Consider the following 22,319-nt stretch of genomic DNA (forward strand, 5'->3'; position numbering starts at 1 on the left):
GAACCGCCGTATACCGAACGGTACGTACGGTGGTGTGAGAGGTCGGTAGATAAAATAATTATCTACCTCCTACTCGATTATGTAAAAGTTATTTGATAGGAGTAATGTTTTTTCTTATTAAATCCATAAAAGTTTCTGGAGTGACAATAGTAACCTTAGGATTCTTATTTAACTTTTTTACAACTTTATTAAGATCATCTAAGCTTTTACTCCAAGCATGAACATAAACAAAGGTGTAACTATTAGGGTTATTAATACCAATTTCACCACGACTAATTCTATCATTAATGTTTTTAACAAGTTCATCTTCGCTTTCAATGCCATTCCAAAGTAAATCTCTACAGGATATTATGGGTTTATTATTTGAGTAAGTAATTTCTCCTTTATAATTATTATGTTTGTGATAATCGAGATAAAATAAGCCCTGAATATCATTCTTAGCAGTAAAGTTATCCCAAAGTTTAGTGTTATAGAAAGAAGAATCATCTAGGATTAATAAATATTTTTCATCTACATTTTTCATATAATTATTTAATCTATCTATATAAATTTTAAGTGCATTACTATCAAATTTACTGGGGTACATATATCCAGTTCCAGATGGAGGCACTAAAAAATAATCATTATAATATCCAGAAGAAGCATTTTCATAATATAATTTATAAACAGTAGGTGCTAGATAATATAATGATGGACTTAATGACCAACCTAAATTAAATTTCCCTCTATAAGAAGAACCATACCATTTAGGAGAACTATAATTTGTGCCAAGATTCCATTGTTGATTATCACCATCAGATATAATAAATGTTACATAATGGGTGTCTTTTTTTATGGGAGTGTTTTGTAATGCTTTTTGAGTAATTGGAACAGAAGGGAAAGCATTTAATACCGTTAAATTATAAGAATAATCTGCAGCTACAATACTAACGCCATATTTTGAAGCTGTACTTACATTTATAAATTCATCGGGGCCCCAACCGAGACAAGTTGAATCTTTTTCAGCAGATGAAAAAATTTTTTCTCTAAGAGAAAAATCCTTGATACTATCTTCATAAAATATTAAAGATTTTGTCATTATGCCATAATCTCTTAGTGCAGTATCTTTATCAGGAGATAGCTCTATTATTATTGAATGATTTAAACCCAAACTCCACAAGTTATCATAAGCCCAATATTTATCTGTGTTTCTTAAATCATCTTTTAGTTTAGTTATACCATGTTCTATTACTTTATCTTGGATGGTTTCATCAATTGCAATAGAATTAGTTAATGAAGCAAGGGAACAAGCATTGTTTATAGAAGGATCAGTTATGGATTTATTAGCATAAAGAATATATCCATAAACATAACTTTTAAACTTATCAAGTAACTCCCAAGGATTTGAAATGGTCTCGTAAAAAATTCCATAATTATTTTTTAAGTCATCTAACCAAATTTGATAATCAGGTTCAGAGGAATTAAGAGTGTATATTTGAGATGAAGAATTGCTATTAACTAAACCTTGTAGGGTAGCAATCATGGTTCTTTCAGCTGAAGTCATATTATCTTGAGAAATAACGTATAGGCTTGTTGGAGTTATTTCATTTTTTATGAAATTGGATTTGTTTTTATTTAAAGAACACATTGGAAAAGAACTAGAGGATAAAGTTTTTTTCCAATCACTCCATTTTAGTTTGTGGATATTATCATTTTCTTTACTATATTTATAGAAGTTTTTTAAGAAATTTATTCTTTCATCATTATAAAAAGATATAGTTTCCTTTTCATTAAAATTTGCTAAATGTAGCTGCCTTTTTATAATATCATCTATCATAACGTTTTTTGAGTTAGTAATAATATCATACATAATCATAAATGTAGTTGTTCTTCCTATACCTTCCTTGCAGTGAAAGTGAAACCATGAATTTTTAGGTTTTGAATTTACTGTATCTACAAAGAAATTAACCATATCATCTGTTGGTATTTTTCCATCAGTAACAGGAATACGAATATATGATAGTGATGAAGAATCAACAAGCTGATTTTCAGAAACCACTTTTGTCGGAGTTATGGTTATTTCAGGATGATTAAAAAATGAAATAGGTGTATCTAATTTTATATTACTTAATCTATTATTTTCGTCTAATATAACTTTTTCTTTTGATAATCCCATGTTAGCATTGTTATTATAATTAGCAAAGCTTATAGGAATTTCGTTGATGAATCCGTGAGATTCTTGTCTTAGATCAATAATTGTTATAGGAAGAGAAGTATCTATGGCATTAATGATTAATGGTAGATTATACTCTGAAAATTGGTGACTGCCAGAAATATTTAATGCACCTAAGCCCTTAAGATTAAAATCTTTATTGCTTTGAAAGCTTGTTAAATTTGAAGTTTTACGAAAATTTTGTGGCATATCATTATATTTTAAAGTATCTAAAATCAGATTTACATTGTTAGAATCTAAAGATAAACTGCATGCTTTTGTTAGTATAGTTTCTAACTTTAGATAGTTAAAGGTAATTAATAATATTAATAAAGAAGATATAAATAGTTTTGTTTTTTTCTTCAAGTATGGTCACCCCATCTACAATTTTTTGCTAAGTTAATAATGATAATACAGATATAATATTTACTTTTTGAACAACTTCTATACAAGAAGAAATTAATAAGCTTTACATATTAAAAATAACTTAATAAGCATGGTTGACATATCAACTATTTTTCAGTATATTAGTATGAGTGACATTTTCAGGACGATGCAGATGTTGTATATAGAAACATTTACTAGAAAAAGCAGAATAAATTAAAACAATAACTAAGGAGTTGAATATGAATAAAGAAACAAAAGAATTAGGCTATGAAAGTGTAGGAAGTTTATTGTTGAAGTTCTCAATACCTTCAATAATAGGAATGCTTGTTAATGCATTATATAGTATTGTAGATAGGTTTTTTGTTGGTAGGGGAGTTGGATCATTAGCCCTTTCTGGAGTTGCAGTAACATTCCCTATATCAAATGTTATTATGGCTTTTGGAATGCTTGTTGGAGTGGGTGCAGGGGCTGTAGTTTCAATAAAGCTTGGACAAAATAAACATAAGGAAGCTGAAAAGATTGTAGGTAATGCCCTAACTCTTGTAATTATTTTTTCAGTATTGATAACTATTTTTGGAATTATATTTTTAGAGCCAATCCTTAATATATTTGGTGCTAGTGCAGAGACTATGCCTGATGCGAAAAAATTTGCATTTATAATACTGTTAGGTGTAGTACTTCAAAATATAGGATTTGGTATGAACCCTATAATAAGATCAGAAGGTGATCCTAAAACTGCCATGAAAACAATGCTTATTGGAGCAGTACTTAACTTTTTAATAAATCCATTATTTATATTTGTGTTTAAATTAGGAGTGAGAGGATCAGCACTTGCAACAATATGCTCACAGGCTGTTTGTTCCGTATGGATATTATATTATTTTGTCAAAGGTAAGAGTTTATTAAAAGTTAAAAAGGAAAACTTGAAGTTATTTAAAGTTCATGTAAAAGAAATAATATCAATAGGGATGTCTCCTTTTGCAATGCAGATAGCTGCTAGTTTAATTACAATTACATTTAATAGAAGCCTTTCAAAATATGGCGGAGACATTGCTATAGGAGCTTTTTCTTTAATTAACAGTGTTAGTATGCTTATATTAATGCCTGTGTTCGGAATTAACCAAGGAGCTCAGCCAATAATAGGATATAATTATGGTGCTAAAAATTATGATAGAGTTAAACTTACATTAAAGTATGCATCAATTGCAGCTACTATAATTTGCTTATTTGGGTTTATTGTTGTTGAATTATTCCCAGCACAAATTATAAGTATTTTTAATGAAAGTGACGAAAGTCTTGTGGATATTGGTGCTAAGGGAATATCTATATTCCTTTCTATGCTTCCGGTAATTGGAGTGCAAGCTATATGTACAAATTATTTTCAAGCTATAGGAAAAGCAAAAATATCTATGTTTTTAAGTCTTTTGAGACAAGTTATTGTACTTTTACCACTTATACTGATCCTTCCTAAGTTTTTAAATTTAACTGGAGTTTGGATATCAGGACCAGCATCAGATTTTATTTCTGTAATTATTACAATTTTATTTATACTCCATGAAATGAGATTGCTTAATAAGGAAAAGAAGAATCTTGTAGAGGAATATGCAAAATAATTTTTATAAGGATAGGATAAGTTTAAAGTTATCTTATCCTTATTTTTATAAAAAAAATTGTCATAATTTTATTAAATCAAAGAAAATTGAAGAAAAGGAAAGAATATTATAAAAAAATAGACTTTAATTACAATATATATATAAATATAAAGGTAGCATATTAGGAAAAAGTTACATATAATATTATTAAAGTTAAGATAAAGTCGATGATAAGAGAGAGTAAATATTGGAGTTTAGTTTCCAGAGAACTTGGGATGGTGTGAACCAAGTACTGTAGCCTTTGTTGAATGGGTCTTTGAGACGACACTTGGAAAGTTTTAGTACAGGTGTACGGAGAGTCTACCGTTAAAAAGACAGGGTATCGATTAACTTCCGTACCTGATAAAGATGTGTAACATAGGTGGCATAGCGAAATTGTGGTATTTCGTCCTTTTGGATGAAATACCTTTTTTTATTTATAGTCACTTGTTATATAAATTTGGGTGGCAACACGAGTCACTTCGTCCCAATGTGTGGATGAAGTGGCTTTTTTTATTAAATTATAAGTAATTAGGGGGTTATGTATATGATTAGTACCACAGAATGCGATTTTAAAAAGAAAAAAGGTGATAGAAAAATATTTTCATTTATAAGTGAATATAGAGGAGATGAAATTACTCCTATCACTCTATTTAATGGATTAAAGGGCACTCGTAGATTTATTTTTGAAGGAGGAAGCAGGGAAGAACACTTTGGTAGATATTCTTTTTTAGGGGAAAATCCATATAAAGAAATTCAAGGAGAAACTCTAAAAGAAGTAAACGAGATAAAAAAAGAAGTTTCTTTAGAGTTTGATGAAAAGGGAAATCCTTTTACATTTAAAGGTGGAGCTATTGGATATATGGGGTATGATTCTATAGGCTTATATGAAAGAAAACTTAAGTTTGAAAATGATGATGATCTAAATGTTCCAACCATCAGGTTTAATTTTTATAAAAGATATATATGTTATGATCACTTAACTCATAAGGTTTATGTAGTAGATAGCATACTTAAAGATGATAATAGGAGTTTTCAAGAAATTAGAGAAGAACAAGATGAGTATTTTGAAAAAATTGCAAACAATTATTTTATAATAACAGAAAAAAGAGAACCTAAGAAGGATATAGAATTAAGATTTTCTGTAAGCAGAGAAGATCATAAGAAAAATATAGAGAAAGTTAAAGAATACATCAGAAAAGGAGATATTTTTCAAGTAGTTATATCAAGAAGAATGTATTGTGATACAGAAAAGTCACCACTTGAAATATACAGAAGACTTAGAGAAGAAAACCCTTCACCATATATGTTTTTAATAGATTATGAAGATTATCAAGTTATAGGCTCGTCTCCAGAAAGTTTAGTATCAGTAAGAGACAAGGTGGTTACCACCAATCCTATAGCTGGAACTAGAAAAAGAGGACTTACTTCTGAAGAGGACTTAGAGCTTGAAAAAGAATTAATAGAAGATGAAAAAGAAAGAGCAGAACATGTAATGTTAGTTGATTTAGGGCGTAATGATATAGGCAAGATAAGTAAAGTAGGAACAGTTGAAGTAAAAGATTTTATGAATATAGAAAGATTTTCCCATGTAATGCATATTACAACAAAGGTTGTTGGAGAACTTGAAGAAGGTAAAGATTGTTTTGATGCATTAGCATCATGTCTTCCAGCAGGAACTCTATCTGGAGCACCTAAGATTAGAGCTATGGAAATTATAGAAGAGCTTGAAAATAAAAAAAGAGGAATTTATGCAGGATCGGTTGGTTACTTTTCTTATGGTGGTGATATGGATATGTGTATAGCGATAAGAACCCTTGTTTTAAAAGATGGAATTGCCCACTTACAAGCTGGTGGTGGACTTGTATATGATTCAGTTCCAGAAAATGAATGTTTAGAAATTGAAAATAAGCTTATGGCACTAAAGGAGGCATTGAGATGATAGTTTTAATAGATAATTATGATTCATTTACCTTTAATCTTTATCAATATTTAAGTGAATTTACAGAAGTGAAAGTTTTTAGAAACGATGAAATTACAATAGAAGAAATAAAAAATCTTAAACCAGAGGGGATAGTAATATCACCAGGGCCTGGAAGACCAGAAGATGCTGGTATATCAATAGAGGTAATTAAAAATTTAGGTGTGGAGATTCCTGTTCTTGGAATATGTTTAGGGCATCAAGCTATTGCATCAGCCTTTGGAGGCGGAGTTGTTAGAGCTAAAAAGATATTTCATGGTAAAAGCTCAAAGATACAAATAAGGGGAAATGATATTTTTGAAGGAATTAGTAGAAAACTTGAAGTTATGAGATATCATTCGCTAGTTGTAGAGAAAGAAAGCTTGCCAGAAGAAATTGAGGTTATTGGAGAAACCGTAGATGATGAAGTGATTATGGCCATTAAGCATAAGAAATTACCTATATATGGCCTTCAATTTCATCCAGAATCTATATTTACGCCAAAAGGGAAAAGAATGTTAAAGAATTTCGTGGAGGGGATTTGTAATGAAAATTGATGAAGGGATTTTAAAGATTATAAATGGTGAAAATCTAACAGAAGAAGAAACAAGGGCTATAATAAATGAAATTATGAGAGGTGAAGCTAATTCAACTAAGGTTGGAGGATTTCTAATTGGGCTTAGAGTAAAAGGTGAGACTTCTGATGAAGTTTTAGGAGCAGTTAAGGCACTAAGAGATAATATGATAACTGTTGATATGGAAAATAGAGAACATCTAATAGATACTTGTGGAACTGGTGGAGATGGAGGTAAAACCTTCAATATATCAACAGCTGTAGCTATAGTTGCAGCTAGTGGAGGGGTAAAGGTAGCTAAACATGGAAATAGAGCAGTATCTAGTAAAAGCGGGAGTGCAGATGTATTAACTGAGCTTGGCATAAAGGTTGATTATACAAAAGATGAAAGTAAAAAGATTATAGAAGAAAAAGGAATGGCATTTTTATTTGCACCACAATATCATAAGGCTATGAAAAATGTTGCAAAGGAAAGAAAAGAATTGGCTACAAGAACATTATTTAATTTAATAGGACCATTAGCAAATCCAGCACCTATTACTGGGCAATTGCTTGGTGTTTATGATGGTAATTTAGTGAAAATGGCAGGTGAGGTTTTATTAAATTTAGGACTTGAAAGAGCTATGGTAGTTCACGGTGATGATGGATTAGATGAAATAACTACAACTACTACAACAACTGTATGTGAAGTAAATAATGGAGTGATAAAAGAATATAAAATAGATCCTGTTAGGTATGGAATAGAAAAGGTGGGAATTAAGGAAATAGAAGGTGGAAGTCCAAAAGAAAATTCGGAGATTATTATAAATATTTTAAAGGGTGAAAAAGGACCTAAAAGAGATATTGTAGTATTAAATGCAGCTGCAGCATTTTATGTAGCTAAGGTTACCAATTCAATAGAAGAAGGAATAGAACTTGCAAATAGCCTTCTCGATTCAGGTAAAGCTTTCGAAAAGCTAAGGGAAATACAAGTTTAGAGGAGGAAGGTTATGATATTAGATAAGATCTGCAGGGAAAAGTATAAGAGAGTTGAAGAGAGAAAAAAACTTATATTAATAGATAAGTTATATGAAAAAGCAGGTGAATTAATCTCAGCAGAAAACAATTTTAAAAATGTCTTGGGAGGAGATAACTTTTCTATTATAGGAGAATTTAAAAAAGCTTCTCCTTCTAAAGGGATAATAGTTCCAGACTTCGATATAGAAAAAATAGCTCATATTTATAGTGAATTTAAGATTGATGCTTATTCAGTGTTAACAGAAGAAGATTTTTTTATGGGATCAGATGAATATTTGAAAAAGGTTAAGGCATTAAGTGATAGACCCATACTTAGGAAAGATTTTATTATAGACTTTTATCAAATATATGAAGCAAAAATTTTAGGAGCATCAGGAATATTATTAATTGCAGCAGTTTTAGGAGAAAAGTTGAAAGAGTTTTATGAAGAATGTAGAAAGTTTAATTTATATCCTTTAGTTGAAGTTCATAATAGAGAAGAATTAGATCTTGCATTAGAGTGTAATAGTGAAATTGTTGGCATAAATAATAGAGATTTAAAGAACTTTAATACCACTTTAAAGACAACAGAAGATCTTATTAAACATGTCCCAAAGGGAAAAATAATAATTTCTGAAAGTGGCATGAAGACTATTAGCGATTTACAGAAAGTTAAAGATTTTGGAGCAAATGGGGCTTTAGTTGGAGAAATGTTTATGAGAAATATTCATGATGAAGAGTTTAAAGAAAGATTTAATATCTTTAAGGGTGAGTAAGATGAAGATAAAGATATGTGGAATAACGTCAGAAAAGGAAATAGAGTTTTTAAATGATTTACAGCCTGACTATATAGGATTTGTATTTGCAAAGAGCAAAAGGATTGTAAGTAAGGAAAAAAGCAAACTTCTATATGATAAGTTGGACAAAAAAATAAAGGCAGTAGGTGTGTTTAGAAATAATGAAATAGAGTATGTAAAAGATATATTAAAGTTAGTTCCTCTAAACGTTGTTCAACTACATGGAGATGAAGATGAAGATTTTCTTAGCAAGTTAAGAGAAGATTTTAAGGGGGAAATATGGAAAGGCGTTTGTATTAACGATGAGAATGATATTAAAGATATTAACAAAATAGAGGTTGATTCATTAGTGCTAGATGGAAGTAATCCTGGTGAAGGAAAGATATTTCCTTGGAAATATATGGATAATAAATTACTAGAAAAGAAATTATTCTTAGCAGGTGGAATTAATGAAGATAATGTACTAGCGGCTATAGAAGAGATAAATCCTTATGGAATAGACCTATCTTCTGGAGTTGAATCAATTATAGACGGAAAAAGAATTAAGGATGAAATAAAAGTTAAAAGATTAATAGATAAAGTGAGGGAAAGATATGAAAGGTAGATTTAATGAATTTGGAGGACAGTTTGTACCAGAAACTTTAATGAATGCTTTAAATGAATTAGAAGAAGAATTCAAAAAAGCTATAAAGGATGAAAAGTTTTTAGAGGAATATATGTATTATCTTAAGGATTATACAGGAAGACCAAGTCCACTATACTATGCTGAAAATATGACAGAGGATTTAGGTGGAGCAAAGATTTATTTGAAAAGAGAAGATTTAAATCATACTGGAGCTCATAAGATTAATAATACTATAGGGCAAATCCTTTTAGCAAAGAGAATGGGAAAGAAAAAGGTGATAGCTGAAACAGGCGCAGGACAACATGGTGTTGCAACTGCAACGGTTGCAGCTAAGTTCAAAATGGAATGTAAGATATTTATGGGAGAAGAGGATATAAGAAGACAAGCTTTGAATGTTAAGAAGATGGAACTTTTAGGCGCAGAAGTTATTTCAGTAAAAAGCGGGAATGGAACTTTAAAAGATTCTGTTAACGAGGCAATAAGATACTGGGTTTCTAATATAGAAGATACTTATTATATTATGGGAACAGTAGCAGGACCACATCCTTATCCTATAATGGTTAGAGATTTTCAAAGGATAATAGGAGACGAAGCCAAAAAGCAAATACTAGAAAAGGAAGGAAGACTTCCAGATTATATAGTAGCACCAGTTGGTGGTGGAAGTAATGCTATGGGAATATTCTATTCATTTATAGAAGATAAAGATGTAAAACTAATTGGTGTTGAAGGTGCTGGAAAAGGTATAGAAACAGGAGAACATGCAGCAGCTTTAACTGCAAAAGAAACTGGAGTATTACATGGGATGATGAGCTATGTACTAAAAGATGATGATGGACAAATTAAAGAAGCTTATTCTATTTCAGCAGGACTTGATTATCCATCAGTTGGGCCAGAACATGCCTATCTTTCTTCAATAAAAAGAGCTTATTATGATAGTGTAACTGATAGTGAAGCCGTTGATGCATTTTTATATTTAACAAAGATAGAAGGTATAGTTCCTGCTTTAGAATCATCTCATGGATTAGCATATGCAAAGAAATTAGCCCCTACCTTATCAAAGAATGAAATAATTATTGTAAATATTTCAGGTAGAGGGGATAAGGATATGGATACAATAATTAAGTATTTGGAGGATAGTCATGAATAGAATAGATTTAGTATTTGATAAATTAAAGAAAGAAAATAAGAAGGCATTAATACCATTTATATCTTGCAGTGATCCTTCATTAGAAGAGACTGTAGATAATGTATTAAAGTTAGAGAAATCAGGAGCTAGTATTATTGAAATAGGAATTCCTTTTAGTGATCCCCTAGCGGATGGACCTGTAATTCAAGATTCATATTGCAGAGCTTTAAGAAATGGTTTTAAGGTTAAGGAGATTTTTGCTTGTGGGAAAAGAGTTCGTGAAAAGAGTGAAGTTCCATTAGTAATAATGGTTTATTATAATTTAGTTTATGCTAGAGGAATTGATAAATTCTTAAAGGAAGCAAGCGAGGCTGGCTTTGATGGTTTGATAATTCCAGATATTCCTCTTGAGGAAAGAGGGGAGTTAAAAGAAAAATGTGAAGCTTTTGAAATATATTTAATACCGCTTGTAGCTCCAACTTCTAAGGAAAGAATAGAAAAGATAATTAAGGGAGCTAATGGATTTATATATTGTGTATCTTCTAATGGAACAACTGGCGAGAGAAGTGGGTTAAGTGAAGGCATCAGTGATTATTTAAATATGGTTCGTGCAAACACAGAGGCACCTATATGTTTAGGCTTTGGAATATCTTCAAGAGAGGTCGTAAAGGAAGTTAAGGATTATTGTGATGGGGTTATTATTGGAAGTGCTGTTGTTAGGAGGCTTGGTGAAAATAGAGAGCAGGCTTTCGAGTTTGTTCAAGATATAAGTGAAGAACTTTAATAGCGTATTCTAATATTGTAATATTCTTATATTCTTAAGAATATGCTGGTAAAATGCGTGCTTAAGAAGATTTAATGCAGTTTTGGTTCAGAGATAAACCTCCAAGAAAATCTAATGGACGATTTTCTTGGAGGTTTGTAGTTTGTATGTCCAGTAATGTTGTTTTCGTAGTAGTAGCAATACATTGTAAATTAAACCATAGTATCCTCAACATATATTGCCTTTGTAGTCCACCCCTTTTCAATTTTTGATTGAGCAATAGAAACTGCATTTGAAGCAATAAATTCCTAAACTGTAAACTTAATATTTTTGCTATTATAAGTGTATAACTAAAAATAAAAAAGCTTTATACAATTTTAGTGGACTGAATTAGTAAAGAGATATAAAATACAAATTATAGAAAATATATAAGGAGGAATTGCTAATGCAAAAAGTTCTAAAAGAGAGAAAAGATGTAGACCAAGCACTTACTTGGGATTTATCTGCTATTTATTCTACAGATGAAGAATTTCAATCAGCTGTAAAAGAGATGAAAGAGCTTTCTATGAAAATAGAAAAAGATTATAAAGGCAAATTGAATACAGCAAAGAAGATTAATGAATGCTTAGATGAACTAAGAAAATTATACAAGATTAAGGATCTTACAAATTCTTATGCAGAGCTTTCGGTTTCAGTTGATTATACCAATAATGAAAATCAGGATAAATATTCCAAAAATATCAATATAACATCAGATATTGAAAGCAAATTAAGTTTTATAGAAAGCGAAATCATCCAAGCTGATGATAAAGTTTTAGATGATGCAATAAATGCATCAAAAGAAAATAGTAATTATTTAAAGGATAAAAAAAGAGAAAAGGTATATGCACTTCACCCTGAAGTAGAAAGAGTATTAGCTGCTTTATCTGGAACTTTAGAAGCACCTTATAAAGTTTATGAGCAGGCTAAGCATGCAGATATGAACTTTAAGAGTTTCGCCGTAGATGGAAAGACATATCCTCTTGGATATGCACTTTTTGAAAATGAATATGAATATGAAAATGATACAAAGGTTAGAAGAGCTGCTTTCAAAGCCTTTTCAGATAAAATAAGACAATATCAATATACTACAGCAGCAGCTTATGGAGTTCAAGTACAGAAAGAAAAAAATATAGCTACATTAAGAGGTTTTGATTCTGTTATAGATAGTTTATTGTTTTCTCAAAAGGTTGATATAGACTTATACAACAGGCAGATAGATATTATAACTGAAAAACTAGCACCTCATATGAGAAAGTATGCAAAACTTCTCAAGAAAATACATAAACTTGATGAAATGACTTTTGCAGACTTGAAGATTGCAGTGGATCCAGAATATGATCCTAATGTGACAATTGAAGAATCTAAAAAATATATTGAGGGTGCTTTGGCTATATTAGGTGATGACTACTTAGAAATGGTCAAAAGAGCTTATAACGAAAGATGGATTGACTTTGCACAAAATAATGGAAAATCCACAGGAGGATTTTGCGCAAGTCCTTATGGAAGCAACTCCTTTATATTGTTATCATGGAGTGAAAAGATGGCAGAGGTATTTACCTTAGCTCATGAACTTGGTCATGCAGGTCACTTTAAATTATGTAACGAAAGTCAAAATATATTTGATGTAAATGTTTCTACATATTTCGTAGAAGCGCCATCTACTATGAATGAGCTTCTTATGGCAAATTATCTTTTACAGACTAATAAGGATAAAAGGTTTAGAAGATGGGTTTTATCTTCAATGATTAGTCATACTTATTATCATAATTTTGTAACTCACCTTTTAGAAGCAGCTTATCAAAGAGAGGTATATAGAATAATTGATAAAGGAGGAAGTGTTCAGGCTTCAACTCTTAGCAAAATAAAAAAAGAAGTCCTTGAAAAGTTCTGGGGAGATGATGTGAAGATGATTGATGGAGCAGAGTTAACTTGGATGAGGCAGCCTCATTATTATATGGGACTTTATTCTTATACTTATAGTGCAGGACTTACAATAGCAACAGAAGTGAGCAAGAGAATATTAAAAGAAGGCAAGACAGCTATAGATGATTGGAGAAAAGTACTTAAAGAAGGAGGAACAAAGACACCTATAGAACTTGCAAAAATGGCTGGAGTAGATATAACTACAGATAAGCCTCTTGTTGATACTGTTGATTATATTGGTAGTATAATTGATGAAATAATTAGGCTTACTGAAGAAATTGAAGCTTAACTTGTAATAATTTCATTTGTTTGATATAATCTTAAAGGTGAAAATTAGCATTTAGTCAGTTCGAAAGCCTCCTGACTTAAAACAAAACTACGGTTAAATAATTAAGAATGATAAAGATTTGAATTGATTTTTGTTAATAGAATCTTTTATTTTTGTTGAGTTTATTTATCGTAGGAGATATTTCCTACGATTTTTTTGTTGTAATGTTTTTGGAGAGCTTTATATATAATGTTGATTTTCTAATATCATCAATAAAATGGAGTGGTTTATTTGAATAATAATATGACAACACAGAGATTAGTTAAAACAGCTATTATAGCAGCAATTTATGCAATATTAACACTTGTACTAGCTCCCATAAGCTATGGAGCTATTCAAATTAGAATATCAGAAATAATGGTGTTATTAGCACTTTTTGATCCGTTTTATATAGGTGGTCTTACACTAGGATGTTTTATTGCAAATATTCTTGGTCCAAATGGATTAGTGGATGCTATATTTGGTACATTAGCAACATTTATTAGTGTTTATGCTATTTCGGCTACGGCAAGAAGGGTGAAAAATAAAGATATTTCTTTAGTAGTAGCATCGCTTTGGCCTACTGTTATTAATGGGCTAATAGTTGGAGGCATGCTTAACTATCTTTATCAAGTACCGCTTGTGTTTGCAATTGGTACAGTTGCAATTGGTGAATTTGTTGTGGTTACTATAGTTGGAGTGCCAATTACGAAAATCATACAAACTAAATATGATATCCCCTTAGGGAAGAATTTAAAATAGCAAATTTAAAAGATCATGATTTTAATTAATCTTAAAACTCACGAAAATCTAGATGTTGAACTTTCGTGAGTTTTATATTATGTAAATTATATAATAATAGTGGTATTGTAAATTTTAAAGGAATAAATAACAAAATAGAATTATAGAATAAAAGAAGGCATAGGAGGAAATTTGATGGCAAAGATAACTAGTAAAAGTAATGATTTTCTATTTTCAGCAAAGGACTCAACATCTTCAAAAATTTATTCTCTATTATTAGATTTAGTAAATGATAATAGAGAAGATTTAGCAAGACTTGTTAAAAAAGTAGATTACCTATTAGAATATACAAGTACTTGCATAAAACAAAAGGATTTTAAAGAGGCAAAGGATATAAGTGAAAATGTTAATGAACGATTAAATTTCCTTGAAGACGAAAATGTTGATACAGAATATCTTAGATATCTATATGATGGTATTAAGAAAAAGATAAAGTAGAAAAGCGTAACTAAAATTCTAGATATGCATAAAATAGATAGAAATAATGATTTCGGAGAGTTCCATGTATAGAGATGAAGATGGAAAATATAATAATACTGTTAAGAGGATGAATATTGTAAATACCTTTCGTAAACTTTGGGAACAACATGGATTTTGGACTAGATCATTTATTATAAGTACAGCAGAAGGAACAGGAGACTTAGAATTAGTAACTAATAGACTTTTTAGAAATCCTGCTGACTTTGCAGAGGTGCTTAAATTATTTTATGGGAAAGAGAAAGCTAATACTTTTAAAAATTTACTAGAACAACATTTACTTATTGCAGCGGACCTTGTGAATGCAGCAAAAGCAGAGAGTACAGAAACTGCTGATGAAACTAGAAAGAAGTGGTATAAAAATGCAAGGCAAATTGCATATTTTCTTGAAGATATTAATCCAGTTTGGAAAAAAGAAGATTGGCAAGCAATGTTATTTGAACATTTAAAACTAGTTGAAAGTGAAGCTGTTAATAGACTTGGAAAGCAATATGCTGAAGATATAAAGATATTTGATAGTATTGAGAATCAAGCTTTGCAAATGGCAGATGAAATGTCAGAAGGCATTATGAGACAATTTAAAATTTAAAGTATAGAAAAGCGAAAAAGTGAATTCATACGAGTTCACTTTTTTTTTACAGTGTTTTAATGCCTTCTTCGTGAATGTTTATGACGTCTACCACCATTAGGAGTCATGTTGTTATTCATCATAGGATTTTGATTATTCATATTTCCCATAAGCATGCTTAATAATGGATTCATACCATTCATGTTATTTTGTCCATTACCATTTTGCATAAGCATATCAATTAGAGGATTATTACCTGTATTATTAGGATTATTATTCATATTGTTTGGATTACTGTTCATATTTTGAAACATATTCATTAAAGATTCCATTTGATTATTTGAATTATTTTGTCCAGAATTATTATTCATGTTGCCCATTAGCATATTTAATAAACCATTGTTATTCATCATAGGATTTCCACCATTACTATTCATATTCCCCATTAACATATTAATTAGTGGATTACCACCCATTCTGCCATTGTTACCTCCCATCATGCTGGCTAGTAACATATTTATTAAAGGATTCATTTTTTCACCTCAATACGTATTGCTTGTACTATGCTATATTGTATTTAAATTGCAAGTAATTGGTGACTGTCTAAAAATATTATATTAAAACACTTATAATCCATTACTTGACAAGGGGGAAAAAGATTTTTATACTTTAAGTTAATAAAATTTCAATCTCAGCAATAAAATGATAGGGAGGTTAAAGGTATATGATAAAAATTAGACCTCATCATATAAATTGTATTTACTTTTATAAAGGACTTGGTTATAGTGAAAAATTTATAAAAGAAATGGACAAAATAGTAGGTTTATTAAAAAGTGAAGAAAATGTAGATGTTAAACTTGTTAATTGCTGTGATGATATATGTGAAAATTGCCCAAATAAACTTCAAGGTGAAATTTGTTTAACAAAGGATAAAGTTAACATGTTAGATAAATTAACCTTAAGGGAATATGGGCTTCAAATAAACTCCATTTACAGTTTTTCTTATATTGAGGAGAATATTTATAGAAATTATTCAAAAGAAAAATTTAAAAAGATATGTAAAGATTGTGAATGGTATAAAAATGGAACATGCATGTAAGATAGAAAGGGGAAAGTGTAAATGTCAGTGAAAATGTTACATACCTGTATAAGGGTTAAAAATTTAGAGGAATCATTAAAATTTTATGGAGAAGCTTTAGGGCTTATTCAAACAAGAAGAAAGGACTTTCCAGCACAAAAATTTACCTTAGTATATTTATCTAATGAAGTAAATGGATATGAAATAGAACTTACATATAATTATGATGTAGAAAGGCCATATGAATTAGGAAATGGTTTTAGCCATACTGCTATTGGGGTTAAAAACTTGGAAGAGATGAGAGAAAAACATAAAGCTTTAGGTTATGAAGTTACAGATTTAAAAGGATTACCAGGAGAAAAACCTCATTATTATTTTGTAACTGATCCAGATGGATATAAAGTTGAAGTAATAAGATGTGATGAGTAATTATAAAATGAGGTGCATTAGAGTTATTCTAAAGCATCTCATTTTATTTACCATTTAGGATTTACATTAACAGTTTTATAATACTTTTTATTTACACTATCTTGAAGTAAACAGCGTTTGCAAAAGCTATTCATATTATTCAAGGGTTAAAGATAGTACACTGCATTTAGGAATAATAAATTTTATTCCTTCATCAGTAATTGTATAGTCCTTAAAATCTATAGGATAAACCTTATTAGGATTTTCAAAAGTATTATGAGCTGTCATTTTTTCTGTAAGCAGTTTTCCTGAAACTTTTCTGAAAGGATAATCAAGTATATTAATATCAAGCGCATAATCATTTGATAAAGAACAATTTGACATAGTTAAATGTAATTTGTTATCTTTGTCTAGAGAAACTGACTTAGAGATACTTGGTAAGCTATATTCTTCTCCTTTGATATCATAATTTTTTATAAAGCTGTTAACCAATATGCTATCCTGATGATGCTTATACATATTAAATACATGGAAAGTAGGAGTTTTAATCATTCTATCACCTTCAGTAAGGATAACAGATTGTAATACGTTAACTACTTGAGCGATATTAGCCATAATTACTCTATCAGAATGTTCATTAAAGAGATTTAAATTTATAGATGCAACTATAGCATCACGCATTGTATTTTGTTGATATAGAAAGGCAGGGTTTGTACTTTCTTCTACATCATACCAAGTGCCCCATTCATCAACTACTAGTCCAATTTTTTTTTTTTTTTCTGGGTCATATCTATTCATAAGAGAACTATGATTTACTAATAATTCTTCCATCATGTAAGTCTTTTTAATAGTTGTATAATATTCTTCTTCGTAAAATTTTGTAGCACTACCTTTATTACTTCAATTAGGACCAGGGACTGTGTAATAATGTAGGCTTATTGCATCAAAATATTTATGAGCAATGGACATAACACTATCCATCCAATTATAATCAGGACCATTTGGACCACAGGCTATTTTAAATAACTTATTATCGCTATAATTTTTACAGTAACTTTGATAACGTCTATATTCATCAGCATAATATTCAGGTCGCATGTTTCCGCCGCAGCCCCAATTTTCATTCCCTATGCCAAAGTACTTTAGATTCCAAGGCTTTTCATTAGCATTCTTTTTTCTCTCATCAGCCATAGGAGATATTCCATCAAAAGTAATATATTCAATCCACTCGGACATTTCTTGAACAGTCCCACTTCCTAAGTTACCGTTTACATAAGGCTCGTAATGAAGTTGAGAACATAATTCGAAAAATTCATGAGTTCCAAAACTATTATCTTCAACTAATCCACCCCAATTTGTGTTTATCATTTTTTTTCGATGAACTTTTGGACCAATACCATCTTTCCAGTGATATTCATCAGCAAAACATCCACCAGGCCAACGAAGCACTGGAATTTGTATTTCTTTCAATGCATTTACTACATCATTTCTCATTCCTCTAGTATTTGGAATAGGAGAATCTTCACCTACAAATATACCATTATAAATACATCTTCCAAGATGTTCTGAAAAATGTCCGTATATTTCTTTATTAATTTTATTTTTTTATCTTTTGGATTAATAAACATATTTAACTTTTTTATTTTCTAAACCTCCTAAATATTATATTGTTTTGCATTTGTTTTTCTGTATTAATTTTAACATAATGCATTATTTATGTTAATTGTTTTTGGCTTGACGTATTTATATTTATTTTTTAGAAAAAGTTATTATAATAATATATAGTATTTTAAATATAAAAATGTTTGGAGAAATATACATATGTATGAATTGTTAAAAGAAACTGAAATAGAGTATGTCAGGTGTTTTTCTAAAGAAGAAAAGGAAGGTTTTGTGACAAAATTTAGTGATGAAAGTTTCCAAGATTCTTATGCAAATAATTTAACTATATTAAATAAGACTGTAGATGATAAGATTAAAGTTGAAATAATTAATAATGAAATATATAAGAGTAAAAAAGAGAAAAGAGATTTTTTGTTATTTGAGGTAGATGGGGAAATATCAAAGGAAGTTATCAAAAAATTAAATATAAGCCCTACTAGTATAGATAAACTAGATTATATGAAAATAGAAACAGCGGAATATATAAAAATAAATCAAAGGGGAGATTGTGTAGTAAAAGAAGTGAAAACTGATGAAGAGTACAGTGATATTATTAAAATTAACATTTTAGATTATGCTCCATTAGTAGGTAGAAGTTATTCTAGAAGGAGAATAAAAAGAAAAGTAGATGTTTATAAAGAGTCTAGTAATAATTTGTCATGCTTTATTTCTTATTTAGAAGATGAACCAGTTGGATCATGTGAATTATTATGGAATAAAGATGTAGCTAAAATAGAAGACTTTGGAGTTTTGAAAGAGTATCAAAACCAAGGTGTTGGGAAAAGTATATTGAGGAATATGTTAAAAAAATCATATGATGATGGTGTAAAAACCGCTTATGTGATTACTGAAAATAAAGGGAGAGCAAAAGAAATGTATAAAAAGTTGGGCTTTAAAAAGATAGGAGAAAAGACACAACTTATATTTTCCCTATAATGTATTAGGAGTGAATATAAAGAGAACCCTTAGATAGAAATCTAAAGGGTTCTTTAAAATATGAATAAGTTATTTTACATATTTTATTACATTTTCATTTTTTTCATGAGCTTTTCCTTCGATAGCGGCATAACCTAAAGCTGCTATGCCCCATACTATATGATTTTCAGGAATTTCAAAATCAGATAATAGTGCACGAACTGCTTTTTCATCGCAGATTGTTTTTAATTGATTAATCCAACAAGAACCTATTCCTAAAGAATTTGCCATTAAAAAAATATTTTCAAGAGCACAAGAACAATCAGCTAAACCGTTAGAATTATCTCTGTCGTTTGAAAGTAATATAATAGTTGGCGGATTGTACATGTTATAGCTTTTATCTCTACCTAAGGCTTCTCTTATAACTTTTGAAAGAGCTTCAATTTTATCTTTGTTTTGTATAACAGTAAACTGCCAACTTTGTTTGTTCATTCCACTAGGTGCATGAATACCTGCTTTTAAAATTAATTGTAAGCTATCATCTTCTATTTGTTCATCTTTAAAAGATCTAATACTTTTTCTAGTTAATATGTTGTTTAATACTTCGTTCATTTAAATCACTCCTTAAGTTTACTATATTATTATAATTTTACTACAGTGAAGAAATAAAATAAATAATTCTACAACTGAATTTTAAATAGTATACTAATTAATAATAGACATCTATTATGTTTCACAACATAGAATTTCCAATTATTTTAAATTGTGTGAATCTTATAAAAACCATTGGAATAATAATTTTATATGATAGAATAATCATAAGTAACAATGAAAGCTATAGAATAAAATTGTTTCAAGGACAAAGTAATTTAAATTGAGGTGTAGAAGTATGGAAACTTATGACGAGTTAAGTGATGAAAATATACTAGAAAAAGCCATATCTAAGGAAAGTTATTTAAAACTACTAGCTAGGCAATATCCAACTATTGCTGCAGCGTCTACAGAAATTATAAATTTAGAAGCAATTTTAAATTTACCAAAAGGTACAGAACATTTTTTAACTGATATACATGGAGAATATGAGCCTTTTATTCATGTGTTAAAAAATGGTTCTGGAGTTGTAAAAAGAAAAATTGATATGATTTTTGGAAATACCTTAATGGATAGCGAAAAGAAAAAACTTGCTACTTTAGTTTACTATCCTGAACAAAAATTAGAGCTTATCTTAAAAGAAGAAAAGAATATAAAGGATTGGTATAAAATTACTTTGTATAGATTAATTGAACTTTGCAGGCATGTTTCTTCTAAGTATACAAGATCTAAAGTAAGAAAAGCATTACCAAATGATTTTAGATATGTAATTGAAGAATTATTACATGAGCAAGTTGATGAAATTGATAAGCAAGAATATTATGATAGAATTATAACAACAATAATTGATATTGGAAGAGCTAGTGAGTTTATTATAGCACTTTCAAAACTTATACAAAGGTTAGTAATAGATAGGCTTCATATATTAGGAGATATATATGATAGAGGTCCAAGACCTGACATAATTATTGATACCCTTATGAATTATCACTCTGTAGATATACAATGGGGAAATCATGATATGTTATGGATGGGGGCAGCAGCAGGGGTAAGGACATCTATAGCAAATGTATTAAGAATATCTGCAAGGTATTCGAATTTAGATATTATAGAAGATATATATGGTATAAATTTATTGCCTCTTGCCACCTTTGCATTAAGGTATTATGAAAATGACCCATGTACTGAATTTATACCTAAGATTAATGAAGATAATATTTATAGTAATCATGAAGTAGAATTAATAGCTAAAATGCATAAAGCTATTACAATCCTTCAATTTAAGCTTGAGCATGAAATAATTAAAAGAAGACCAGAGTTTAAAATGGAAAATAGACTATTACTAGATAAGATTAACTATGAAGAAGGAACTGTTAGCCTAAGAGATAATGTATATGAACTAAAAGATAAGTATTTTCCAACAATAGATAAAAATAATCCATATAAGCTTACTGAAGAGGAAGAAGCTTTAATGGAAAAATTAGAATCTTCATTTATTAATAGTGAAAAATTGCAAAGACATATTACCTTTTTATTTGCAAAAGGTAGCATATATTTAAAATATAATTCAAATCTTTTGTTCCATGGATGTATTCCTATGAATAAAGATAAAACTTTTAAGTCTATGAAAATAAATGGAAAAGAGTATAAGGGAAGATTGCTTTTAGAGAAATTTGAATCTTTAGCTAGAGAAGGATATTTTAATAAAAGTGATGAAGTTAAGAAACAGTACGGAATGGATATGATGTGGTATTTATGGACAGGTTCTGTATCATCACTTTTTGGAAAAGAAGAGATGGCTACGTTTGAACGTTACTTTATAAAGGATCAAAAAACTCATAGAGAAGTTAAAAATTCATATTATAGATATAGGGATGATGAAGAAATGTGTAATATGATTTTTAAAGAATTTGGACTTGATAAAGATGAATCAATGATAATAAATGGACATATGCCAGTAAAAAATATGAAAGGTGAAAGCCCTGTAAAGGCAAATGGGAAGCTTTTAGTAATAGACGGGGGTTTTGCAAAAGATTATAGGAGAGATACTGGCATTGCAGGATATACCTTAATATATAATTCATATGGTATACAACTTGTTTCCCATGAGCCATTTGCTTCAACAGAGGATGCAATTGAAAAGGAAACTGATATCCTTTCATCTACCATGGTAGTAGAAAAGAAGTTAGAAAGAAAAAGAGTTGGAGATACGGATGTTGGAGAAGAACTAAAGAAACAAATAAATGATTTAAAATTATTACTTACTGCTTATAGAAGAGGATTAATAAATGAAATTCTATAAATTATATAGAATTAAAATATGGAAATTTCAGGGGAGTCATAAAATTGACTTCCCTGAAATTTTTATTAAGTTTAAATATTAAAATAGTTAAGAAAAACTTAACAAAATAAATATAAAATTAAAGATATTGGTATACAAGATAAGGAATTTATGTTAATATTAACTTGTAAACGTTAAATCTGCAGATATAGACGT

At 29.5% G+C, this 22,319-nt stretch carries 19 protein-coding genes, 1 pseudogene and 1 other annotated feature; of the genes and pseudogenes, 16 read left to right on the forward strand and 4 right to left on the reverse strand.

Going from position 1 to position 22,319, the window contains the following annotated elements:
* Window positions 1-88: 88 nt before the first annotated feature.
* On the reverse strand, window positions 89-2,557 hold the full coding sequence (locus FAY47_RS12575) for a GxGYxYP domain-containing protein (RefSeq protein WP_143317133.1): 2,469 nt from the start codon (window positions 2,555-2,557) through the stop codon (window positions 89-91).
* A gap of 260 nt (window positions 2,558-2,817) precedes the next feature.
* Between FAY47_RS12575 and FAY47_RS12580 the strand changes: the two genes are divergently transcribed.
* The 12 genes from FAY47_RS12580 (at window position 2,818) to FAY47_RS12640 (ending at window position 15,189) form a co-directional block, all read left to right on the forward strand.
* A complete protein-coding gene (locus FAY47_RS12580; RefSeq protein ID WP_143317134.1) occupies window positions 2,818-4,191 on the forward strand; it encodes an MATE family efflux transporter in 1,374 nt (457 codons plus the stop codon).
* A gap of 197 nt (window positions 4,192-4,388) precedes the next feature.
* Window positions 4,389-4,702: a binding site (T-box leader), on the forward strand.
* A 54-nt stretch (window positions 4,703-4,756) separates the two neighbouring features.
* Window positions 4,757-6,151, forward strand: a complete 1,395-nt coding sequence (gene trpE / locus FAY47_RS12585; protein ID WP_143317136.1) for an anthranilate synthase component I — start codon at window positions 4,757-4,759, stop codon at window positions 6,149-6,151.
* Window positions 6,148-6,726: an aminodeoxychorismate/anthranilate synthase component II gene (locus FAY47_RS12590; protein WP_143317138.1), complete on the forward strand. Its 579-nt coding sequence runs from the start codon at window positions 6,148-6,150 to the stop codon at window positions 6,724-6,726. The genes trpE and FAY47_RS12590 overlap by 4 nt, the downstream gene beginning before the upstream one ends.
* The gene (gene trpD, locus FAY47_RS12595; protein ID WP_143317140.1) at window positions 6,716-7,720 is read left to right on the forward strand and encodes an anthranilate phosphoribosyltransferase; all 1,005 of its coding nucleotides are present in this window, start codon (window positions 6,716-6,718) and stop codon (window positions 7,718-7,720) included. The genes FAY47_RS12590 and trpD overlap by 11 nt, the downstream gene beginning before the upstream one ends.
* A 12-nt stretch (window positions 7,721-7,732) precedes the next feature.
* Entirely contained in the window at window positions 7,733-8,515 is a 783-nt protein-coding gene (gene trpC, locus FAY47_RS12600) for an indole-3-glycerol phosphate synthase TrpC (RefSeq protein WP_143317142.1), read from the forward strand.
* 1 nt (window position 8,516) lies between these two features.
* Window positions 8,517-9,140, forward strand: a complete 624-nt coding sequence (locus FAY47_RS12605) for a phosphoribosylanthranilate isomerase (RefSeq protein WP_185966823.1) — start codon at window positions 8,517-8,519, stop codon at window positions 9,138-9,140.
* A complete protein-coding gene (gene trpB, locus FAY47_RS12610) occupies window positions 9,130-10,308 on the forward strand; it encodes a tryptophan synthase subunit beta (RefSeq protein WP_143317146.1) in 1,179 nt (392 codons plus the stop codon). The genes FAY47_RS12605 and trpB overlap by 11 nt, the downstream gene beginning before the upstream one ends.
* The gene (gene trpA, locus FAY47_RS12615) at window positions 10,301-11,071 is read left to right on the forward strand and encodes a tryptophan synthase subunit alpha (protein ID WP_143317148.1); all 771 of its coding nucleotides are present in this window, start codon (window positions 10,301-10,303) and stop codon (window positions 11,069-11,071) included. Before trpB ends, trpA begins: the two co-directional genes overlap by 8 nt.
* A 424-nt stretch (window positions 11,072-11,495) precedes the next feature.
* Window positions 11,496-13,304 carry an oligoendopeptidase F gene (gene pepF / locus FAY47_RS12625; protein WP_143317150.1) on the forward strand — a complete coding sequence of 603 codons (1,809 nt, stop codon included), beginning with the start codon at window positions 11,496-11,498 and terminating at the stop codon, window positions 13,302-13,304.
* A gap of 270 nt (window positions 13,305-13,574) precedes the next feature.
* Window positions 13,575-14,084 carry a QueT transporter family protein gene (locus FAY47_RS12630; protein WP_143317152.1) on the forward strand — a complete coding sequence of 170 codons (510 nt, stop codon included), beginning with the start codon at window positions 13,575-13,577 and terminating at the stop codon, window positions 14,082-14,084.
* Window positions 14,085-14,258: 174 nt separating this feature from the next.
* Window positions 14,259-14,561, forward strand: coding sequence for a hypothetical protein (locus FAY47_RS12635; RefSeq protein ID WP_143317154.1), 303 nt, complete (start codon window positions 14,259-14,261; stop codon window positions 14,559-14,561).
* 64 nt (window positions 14,562-14,625) lie between these two features.
* On the forward strand, window positions 14,626-15,189 hold the full coding sequence (locus FAY47_RS12640) for an acetylglutamate kinase (protein WP_243129617.1): 564 nt from the start codon (window positions 14,626-14,628) through the stop codon (window positions 15,187-15,189).
* Between the two features lie 56 nt (window positions 15,190-15,245).
* On the opposite strand, the gene FAY47_RS12645 is transcribed toward FAY47_RS12640, so the two are convergent.
* The gene (locus FAY47_RS12645) at window positions 15,246-15,701 is read right to left on the reverse strand and encodes an RNA-binding protein (protein ID WP_143317156.1); all 456 of its coding nucleotides are present in this window, start codon (window positions 15,699-15,701) and stop codon (window positions 15,246-15,248) included.
* A 191-nt stretch (window positions 15,702-15,892) separates the two neighbouring features.
* On the opposite strand from FAY47_RS12645, the gene FAY47_RS12650 reads away from it, so the two are divergent.
* Window positions 15,893-16,267, forward strand: a complete 375-nt coding sequence (locus FAY47_RS12650) for a DUF1284 domain-containing protein (protein WP_143317158.1) — start codon at window positions 15,893-15,895, stop codon at window positions 16,265-16,267.
* A gap of 21 nt (window positions 16,268-16,288) precedes the next feature.
* Window positions 16,289-16,675 carry a VOC family protein gene (locus tag FAY47_RS12655; RefSeq protein ID WP_143317160.1) on the forward strand — a complete coding sequence of 129 codons (387 nt, stop codon included), beginning with the start codon at window positions 16,289-16,291 and terminating at the stop codon, window positions 16,673-16,675.
* Window positions 16,676-16,810: 135 nt separating this feature from the next.
* On the opposite strand, the pseudogene FAY47_RS12660 reads toward FAY47_RS12655, so the two are convergent.
* Window positions 16,811-18,250, reverse strand: a pseudogene (locus FAY47_RS12660) (alpha-L-arabinofuranosidase C-terminal domain-containing protein).
* A gap of 225 nt (window positions 18,251-18,475) precedes the next feature.
* Between FAY47_RS12660 and FAY47_RS12665 the strand changes: the two are divergent.
* Window positions 18,476-19,252 carry a GNAT family N-acetyltransferase gene (locus tag FAY47_RS12665; protein WP_143317162.1) on the forward strand — a complete coding sequence of 259 codons (777 nt, stop codon included), beginning with the start codon at window positions 18,476-18,478 and terminating at the stop codon, window positions 19,250-19,252.
* A 69-nt stretch (window positions 19,253-19,321) separates the two neighbouring features.
* Here the strand turns inward: FAY47_RS12665 and FAY47_RS12670 are convergent, their stop codons facing one another.
* On the reverse strand, window positions 19,322-19,843 hold the full coding sequence (locus FAY47_RS12670) for a nitroreductase family protein (RefSeq protein WP_143317164.1): 522 nt from the start codon (window positions 19,841-19,843) through the stop codon (window positions 19,322-19,324).
* 277 nt (window positions 19,844-20,120) lie between these two features.
* Here FAY47_RS12670 and FAY47_RS12675 point away from each other — a divergent pair, with 277 nt between their 5' ends.
* Window positions 20,121-22,124: a fructose-1,6-bisphosphatase gene (locus tag FAY47_RS12675; RefSeq protein WP_143317165.1), complete on the forward strand. Its 2,004-nt coding sequence runs from the start codon at window positions 20,121-20,123 to the stop codon at window positions 22,122-22,124.
* The last annotated feature ends 195 nt before the right edge of the window (window positions 22,125-22,319 follow it).

This window comes from Clostridium sp. HBUAS56017 (assembly GCF_007115085.1).
Taxonomy (GTDB): domain Bacteria; phylum Bacillota; class Clostridia; order Clostridiales; family Clostridiaceae; genus Clostridium; species Clostridium cibarium.

Bases quoted from the DNA above. Each gene is read 5' to 3' on its own strand.
- FAY47_RS12590 (WP_143317138.1), top strand. From the start codon at position 6,148: ATGATAGTTTTAATAGATAATTATGATTCATTTACCTTTAATCTTTAT.
- FAY47_RS12670 (WP_143317164.1), bottom strand. From the start codon at position 19,843: ATGAACGAAGTATTAAACAACATATTAACTAGAAAAAGTATTAGATCT.
- trpC (WP_143317142.1), top strand. From the start codon at position 7,733: ATGATATTAGATAAGATCTGCAGGGAAAAGTATAAGAGAGTTGAAGAG.
- FAY47_RS12640 (WP_243129617.1), top strand. From the start codon at position 14,626: ATGTATAGAGATGAAGATGGAAAATATAATAATACTGTTAAGAGGATG.
- FAY47_RS12675 (WP_143317165.1), top strand. From the start codon at position 20,121: ATGGAAACTTATGACGAGTTAAGTGATGAAAATATACTAGAAAAAGCC.
- FAY47_RS12655 (WP_143317160.1), top strand. From the start codon at position 16,289: ATGTCAGTGAAAATGTTACATACCTGTATAAGGGTTAAAAATTTAGAG.
- trpA (WP_143317148.1), top strand. From the start codon at position 10,301: ATGAATAGAATAGATTTAGTATTTGATAAATTAAAGAAAGAAAATAAG.
- trpB (WP_143317146.1), top strand. From the start codon at position 9,130: ATGAAAGGTAGATTTAATGAATTTGGAGGACAGTTTGTACCAGAAACT.
- trpD (WP_143317140.1), top strand. From the start codon at position 6,716: ATGAAAATTGATGAAGGGATTTTAAAGATTATAAATGGTGAAAATCTA.
- FAY47_RS12580 (WP_143317134.1), top strand. From the start codon at position 2,818: ATGAATAAAGAAACAAAAGAATTAGGCTATGAAAGTGTAGGAAGTTTA.
- FAY47_RS12665 (WP_143317162.1), top strand. From the start codon at position 18,476: ATGTATGAATTGTTAAAAGAAACTGAAATAGAGTATGTCAGGTGTTTT.
- FAY47_RS12605 (WP_185966823.1), top strand. From the start codon at position 8,517: ATGAAGATAAAGATATGTGGAATAACGTCAGAAAAGGAAATAGAGTTT.
- FAY47_RS12645 (WP_143317156.1), bottom strand. From the start codon at position 15,701: ATGAATCCTTTAATAAATATGTTACTAGCCAGCATGATGGGAGGTAAC.
- FAY47_RS12635 (WP_143317154.1), top strand. From the start codon at position 14,259: ATGGCAAAGATAACTAGTAAAAGTAATGATTTTCTATTTTCAGCAAAG.
- FAY47_RS12650 (WP_143317158.1), top strand. From the start codon at position 15,893: ATGATAAAAATTAGACCTCATCATATAAATTGTATTTACTTTTATAAA.
- trpE (WP_143317136.1), top strand. From the start codon at position 4,757: ATGATTAGTACCACAGAATGCGATTTTAAAAAGAAAAAAGGTGATAGA.
- pepF (WP_143317150.1), top strand. From the start codon at position 11,496: ATGCAAAAAGTTCTAAAAGAGAGAAAAGATGTAGACCAAGCACTTACT.